General features: G+C 71.7%; 3 protein-coding genes, 1 other RNA gene and 1 pseudogene. All 5 read left to right on the forward strand.

Going from position 1 to position 3,176, the window contains the following annotated elements:
- Positions 1–151 precede the first annotated feature (151 nt).
- Positions 152–308, forward strand: a non-coding RNA gene (gene ssrS, locus FV222_RS21225) — 6S RNA.
- The gene (locus tag FV222_RS21230) at positions 298–885 is read left to right on the forward strand and encodes a 5-formyltetrahydrofolate cyclo-ligase (RefSeq protein ID WP_147753160.1); all 588 of its coding nucleotides are present in this window, start codon (positions 298–300) and stop codon (positions 883–885) included. Before ssrS ends, FV222_RS21230 begins: the two co-directional genes overlap by 11 nt.
- Before the next feature lie 2 nt (positions 886–887).
- Complete coding sequence (locus tag FV222_RS21235; RefSeq protein WP_147753159.1) at positions 888–1,706, forward strand: TIGR00282 family metallophosphoesterase; 819 nt, start codon at positions 888–890, stop codon at positions 1,704–1,706.
- Positions 1,707–1,956: 250 nt separating this feature from the next.
- Positions 1,957–2,865, forward strand: a complete 909-nt coding sequence (locus FV222_RS21240; RefSeq protein ID WP_246685584.1) for a MotA/TolQ/ExbB proton channel family protein — start codon at positions 1,957–1,959, stop codon at positions 2,863–2,865.
- A pseudogene (locus tag FV222_RS21245) lies at positions 2,865–3,176 on the forward strand (peptidoglycan-binding protein); the annotation flags it as partial. The gene FV222_RS21240 and the pseudogene FV222_RS21245, both read left to right, overlap by 1 nt.

The raw sequence follows: 3,176 nt of genomic DNA on the forward strand, positions 1-3,176 counted from the left end.
CCTCCACACCCTGAACCGGTCCGCCAGGCTGGAATGCATCGACGGCTCGGCGCGCTCGCCGCGGCTGCGCACGATGCTCGGCCGCTGAAATCGCAGGAGCCGGCGCCGCCGACCCCTGGCGCGACGGGGGTCGCACCGCTACATGGGTTGTGCGGGGCTGCAGAGTCCGTCAGGAGCACTTTCCCCGGGGCCTTATCGACTCCCCCGGGAGCTGTCCCTGGCCTCGTCCCTGGACTTGGTCAACACGGCGCCCACCTACACTGTAGGTTTCCCGGGATCGATCCTCCAACGGCTCACGTGGCTCCGCACTCGACTTCCTCCGACAAGGCCGCCCTGCGCGGCCAAGCCCTCGCCCGGCGCGACGCCCTCGACCCGGATGCCCGGCGCTCCGGATCGCTTGCGATCGCCGAGCACGTTCTGACGGTCGACGGCCTCGCCGACGCCGCCCTCGTCGGCGCGTTCTGGCCGATCCGCAGCGAGGTCGATCCGCACCCGCTGATCGAGCGGTTCTTCGCCCGAGGGCAGCGGGTCGCCCTGCCGAAGGTGACGCCGGACGGGCTGGTGTTCCGCGAGTGGCGCGCCGGCGAGGCGTTGGTCGCCGGCCGCTTCGGCCTCAGCGAACCGCGCGACGACCTGCCGGCCCTCGACCCCACAGCCCTGATCGTGCCGCTGGCGGCCTTCGACCGGCGCGGCCAGCGCATCGGCTACGGCCGCGGCTACTACGACCAGGCGATCGCCCGGCTCTCGCGGAACGGGCCGGTGCTCACCGTCGGCATCGCCTTCTCGGTCCAGGAGATCGACCGGGTCCCGGCCGAGCCGCACGACCGCCCCCTCGACCACCTCGTCACCGAGGCCGGCTTCGTTCCCCTGAGCAAAGACCTCTGACGATGCGCCTCCTCTTCCTGGGCGACGTGGTCGGGCGCCCCGGCCGCAAGGCCGTCACCGACCGGCTCCCGTCCCTGCGCGAGCGCTGGCGGCTCGATTGCGTCGTCGTCAACGGCGAGAATGCGGCCGGCGGGTTCGGCATAACCGAATCGATCTGCGACGAGATCCTGGGGGCCGGCGCCGACGCGGTGACGCTCGGCAACCATTCCTTCGACCAGCGCGAGGCCTTGGTCTTCATCGCCCGGCAGCCCAAGCTCGTGCGGCCGGCGAACTACCCGCCCGGCACGCCGGGCCGCGGCGCGACCATCGTCGAGACCCGCGCCGGCGCCCGCATCCTCGTCGTCAACGTGATGGGGCGGCTGTTCATCGACGCGCTCGACGACCCCTTCGCCGCAGTCGAACGCGAGTTGTCCGCCTGCCCGCTCGGCGAGGCCGCCGACGCCGTGATCGTCGACGTGCATGCCGAGGCCACGAGCGAGAAGCAGGCCTTCGGCGTGTTCCTCGACGGCCGCGCCAGCCTCGTCGTCGGCACCCACACCCACGTGCCCACCGGCGACCACCGCATCCTTCCCGGCGGCACGGCCTACCTGACGGATGCCGGGATGTGCGGCGACTACGATTCGGTGCTCGGCATGCAGAAGGAGGAGCCGCTGCGCCGCTTCCTGCAGAAGACGCCGGGCGCCCGCCTGGAGACGGCGCAAGGGGAGGGGACGCTCTGCGGCATCGCCGTGGAGACCAACGCCGCCGGCCTCGCCGTGCGGGTCTCGGCCGTGCGCCTCGGGCCTCACCTTGAGGAAACCTGGCCTCGGGACTGGGATTAGCGGCTTCGAACGCCGGGAACGACAGTCGCGCGGCTTGATCGCACCGGAGCCTGACGCCACAGTGCCGGCCTGTTCGATCGAGGCCGCCGATCATCTTGGGGAGACGGCCTCGCGTCACCTTCCCCTCGCGTCACCTGCCGAAGAGTCGCGACCGATGGCCGCCCGTTCCGACACCGCGTTTCCCGCCGCCCCGAGGGCGGAGGGGCCGACCACGAGGCCGATCGCGAAGCCGGGCATCTACCTGGTCCGGATGCTGGTCTTCCTGATCCTGGTCGGCTTCCTCGCCTTCATCCTGTTCCGGCAGATCACCCCCGCCTTCCAGGCCAACCCGGGCCTGAACGGACTGATCCTCGGCGTGCTGCTGATCGCGGTGCTGCTCGCCTTCGGGCAGGTGATCCGGCTCTACCGCGAGGCGTCCTACGTCAACGCCGTCGCGTCCGGCGAGGCGGCCAAGCGCCCGCCGAGCCTCGTCGTCCCGCTGGTGCCGGCGATCCAGGCCCGGCGCGAAGGCGCGACGCTTCCCGGCGTCCGCCCGTTCCTCGACACCGTCGCCGCGCGCCTCGACGAGGGCCGGGACATCCTGCGCTACATCGCCGGCATCCTGATCCTGCTCGGTTTGCTCGGCACGTTCTGGGGCCTGATCGACACGCTCTCCGCGGTCGGCTCGGTGATCAAGTCGATGCGCGGCGGCGGCGAAGCCAGCGTGATGTTCGACGAGCTGAAGAACGGGCTCGCCGTCCCCTTGAGCGGCATCGGGCTGGCGTTCTCGGCGTCGCTGTTCGGCCTGGCGAGCTCGCTGATCACCGGCTTCCTCGACCTGCAGGCGGGGCAGGCCCACGCCCGCTTCCACAACGAGCTAGAGGATTGGCTGGTCTCGGGCGAGGGGGCGGCCGCACCCGCCCTCGTCCAGGCGCACCCGGAGCCCGCGGCGGCCGAGGCGCTGACAGAGGCGGTCGAGCGGCTCACCGCCGTCGTATCGGAGGGCGCGAACGGGCGCGCGGCGACCCAGGCGATGACCAACCTCGCCGAGGGCATCCAGGGCCTCGTCCAGCATATGCGCGCCGAGCAGCAGATGATCCGCGACTGGGTCGAGGCCCAGGCCGGCCGCGAGCGCGAGATGAAGCAGGTGCTCGACCGGCTCGGACGCGAGCGGGCCTGATGGCCTCTCGTCTCGTCCGCCGCGACCGCAGCGTCAACGTCTGGCCGGGCTACGTCGACGCGCTGGCGACGCTGCTGCTGTCGGTGGTGTTCCTGCTGACGATCTTCGTCGTCGGCCAGTTCTTCCTGTCGCAGGAGCTGACCGGGCGCGACACCGTGCTGGCCAAGCTCAACCGCCAGATCGTCGACCTCACCGACCTCCTGGCGCTGGAGCGCTCGAACCGGCGCGGCCAGGAGGAGACGGTGCAGGCGTTGCGTAACACCCTGCTCGCCGCCGAGGCCGAGCGCGACCGTGCCCGCGCCGACGTCGCT

It is taken from the genome of Methylobacterium sp. WL103, assembly GCF_008039885.1.
Classification (GTDB): Bacteria; Pseudomonadota; Alphaproteobacteria; order Rhizobiales; family Beijerinckiaceae; genus Methylobacterium; species Methylobacterium cerastii.